Genomic DNA, 2,296 nt, shown 5'->3' with positions numbered 1-2,296 from the left:
CCTTCGGCAGCTCCTACAAAGATCAAAGGCCAGCGATCAGATTGCGGTAATCCTCAACCGCCGCAAACTCAGCCGTGTCCTTCGGCCCCTTGCGGCTGTCCGGCTCTTTCACCGCCAGCAAATGTGCCACGCCAAAATCCCGCGCACTGCGCAGAATCGGCAAGGTATCGTCGATAAACAGACTGCGCGCCGGATCAAAGCCGATGTCCGCCTGCAAGGCATCCCAGAACTGCGGGTTCTCCTTGGGAAACCCATAATCATGCGAGCTGATCAGCCGTTCGAAATACGGCGCCAGCTCAATCCGTTCCAGCTTCAGCGACAGTGAATCGCGGTGCGCGTTGGTGATCATGATCACCCGTTTACCGGCGCGCTTGATCGCTTCCAGAAAGGTATCGGCATCCGGCCGCAAGGCAATCAGGTGCGCAGTTTCCAGCTTCAGTTCACGCACCGACAACTTCAGCTCGGCACTCCAGAAATCCAGGCAGTACCACTGCAACTGGCCGGCGTGGCGTTCGAACAGCGGCTGCAATTCCATCTCGGCCATGGCCCGGCTGACCCCGTGCAGTTCGGCGTAACGCTGGGGCAGGTGTTCCAGCCAGAAATGATTGTCGAAGTGCAGATCCAGCAGCGTGCCGTCCATGTCCAGCAGAACGGTATCGATGTCGGACCACGGTAATGAAGGCATGGCAACGTCTCGAACGGTAGAAAGATATCCGACATAAACAATCGGGAAAGCCGCGTTATAGTAGCGCGTTCACGCCAAGGAGCTTTGCATGCGCCAGAAACCCACCGTACTTGCCCGCGAGATCGTCGCCACCAGCCGTCTGTTTTGCGTCGAAGAACTCAAACTGCGCTTTTCCAATGGCGTGGAACGCACTTACGAGCGTCTGGTCGGCAAAGGTGCGGGCTACGGCGCGGTGATGATCGTGGCGATGCTGGATGCCGAACACGCGGTGTTGGTCGAGGAATATTGCGGCGGTACCGATGAGTACGAACTGTCCTTGCCTAAAGGTTTGATCGAACCGGGCGAAGACGTATTGGCGGCAGCCGAGCGGGAGCTCAAGGAAGAAGCCGGATTTGGCGCGCGACAACTGGAGCATCTGACCGAGCTGTCGCTGTCGCCCGGTTACATGAGCCAGAAGATCCAGGTCGTTCTGGCTACCGATTTGTACGAAGAGCGGCTGGAAGGCGACGAGCCAGAGCCGATGCGCGTCGACAAGGTGAACCTGCGCAAATTGTCGTCGCTGGCGCTCAATCCGCAGTTTTCCGAAGGCCGTGCATTGGCTGCACTGTATTTGACCCGCGATCTGCTGACCGATCGCGGATTCTTTCCAGCATGAGTGAAATGTCGATGAAGTTTCCCCATCCGTTGATGGCGCCGGTGATTGAACTGGCCTTGCAGGCCGGCGAGGCGATCTTGCCGTTCTGGCGCGCCGGCGTTGAAGTCACGGCCAAGTCCGATGAATCGCCGGTGACGGCGGCGGATCTGGCCGCGCATCACCTGATCGTCGCCGGGCTGACGGCGCTGGATCCGAGCATTCCGGTGTTGTCGGAAGAAGACGCCAACATCCCCCAGAGCGTACGCGCGGATTGGCAGCGTTGGTGGTTGGTCGATCCGCTGGATGGCACCAAGGAGTTCATCAGCGGCAGCGAAGAGTTCACCGTGAACATCGCGCTGATCGAAAACGGTCGCGTGGTGTTTGGTGTGGTGTCGATGCCGACCAATGGTCGTTTCTACGTTGGCGGTGCCGGGCTTGGTGCGTGGCGCTGCGACGAGGGCGGCACGCCGGTTGCGATTCAGGTGCGAGATGTGCCGGGGCCGGGCGAGGCGTTTACGGTTGTGGCCAGCCGGCGGCATTCGAGTCCCGAGCAGGAGCGTCTGCTGGCAGGGCTGAGTGCAAGTCTGGGCGAGCTGCAATTGGCGAACATTGGTAGCTCGCTGAAATTTTGTCTGCTGGCGGAAGGCGCAGCGGATTGCTATCCGCGACTGGCGCCGACTTCGCAGTGGGACACGGCGGCGGCGCAAGGCGTGCTGGAAGGAGCGGGCGGTGAAGTGTTGGATCTGCGCGGGGATGCGTTCTGCTATCCGGCGCGGGAATCGCTGTTGAACGAGTTCTTTTTGGCGCTGCCGGCGAAGGCGGCCTGGCGTTCCAGATTGTTGGAGTTGGCTCGCGGTTAAGTGGGCTGATCGGCAATCGCCCTCACCCCATCGCTCTCCCCCAGGAGAGGGAGCCGACCGAGTTGTCTTGCGTCATACATCGACCTGAAAGATGAGGTCGATTATGGATTCAGCAAA

The 2,296-nt window shown here is 60.0% G+C and carries 3 protein-coding genes; 2 read left to right on the top strand and 1 reads right to left on the bottom strand.

From position 1 onward, the window contains the following. Positions 1 to 22 precede the first annotated feature (22 nt). Positions 23 to 685 carry a GMP/IMP nucleotidase gene (gene yrfG, locus PMI23_RS27175; RefSeq protein ID WP_007909091.1) on the bottom strand — a complete coding sequence of 221 codons (663 nt, stop codon included), beginning with the start codon at positions 683 to 685 and terminating at the stop codon, positions 23 to 25. Between the two features lie 88 nt (positions 686 to 773). Here yrfG and nudE point away from each other — a divergent pair, with 88 nt between their 5' ends. Both nudE and cysQ read left to right on the top strand, forming a co-directional pair. Then, the gene (gene nudE / locus PMI23_RS27170; RefSeq protein WP_007909093.1) at positions 774 to 1,340 is read left to right on the top strand and encodes an ADP compounds hydrolase NudE; all 567 of its coding nucleotides are present in this window, start codon (positions 774 to 776) and stop codon (positions 1,338 to 1,340) included. A gap of 5 nt (positions 1,341 to 1,345) precedes the next feature. Further along, positions 1,346 to 2,179, top strand: a complete 834-nt coding sequence (gene cysQ / locus PMI23_RS27165; protein WP_042705053.1) for a 3'(2'),5'-bisphosphate nucleotidase CysQ — start codon at positions 1,346 to 1,348, stop codon at positions 2,177 to 2,179. Positions 2,180 to 2,296 lie beyond the last annotated feature (117 nt).

This window comes from Pseudomonas sp. GM24, assembly GCF_000282235.1.
In the GTDB taxonomy this organism is placed as follows: domain Bacteria; phylum Pseudomonadota; class Gammaproteobacteria; order Pseudomonadales; family Pseudomonadaceae; genus Aquipseudomonas.
Note: the sequence above shows the minus strand (reverse complement) of the source record. Positions and strands in the feature narration are given on the sequence as shown.

Bases quoted from the DNA above. Each gene is read 5' to 3' on its own strand.
- yrfG (WP_007909091.1), bottom strand. From the start codon at position 685: ATGCCTTCATTACCGTGGTCCGACATCGATACCGTTCTGCTGGACATG.
- nudE (WP_007909093.1), top strand. From the start codon at position 774: ATGCGCCAGAAACCCACCGTACTTGCCCGCGAGATCGTCGCCACCAGC.
- cysQ (WP_042705053.1), top strand. From the start codon at position 1,346: ATGTCGATGAAGTTTCCCCATCCGTTGATGGCGCCGGTGATTGAACTG.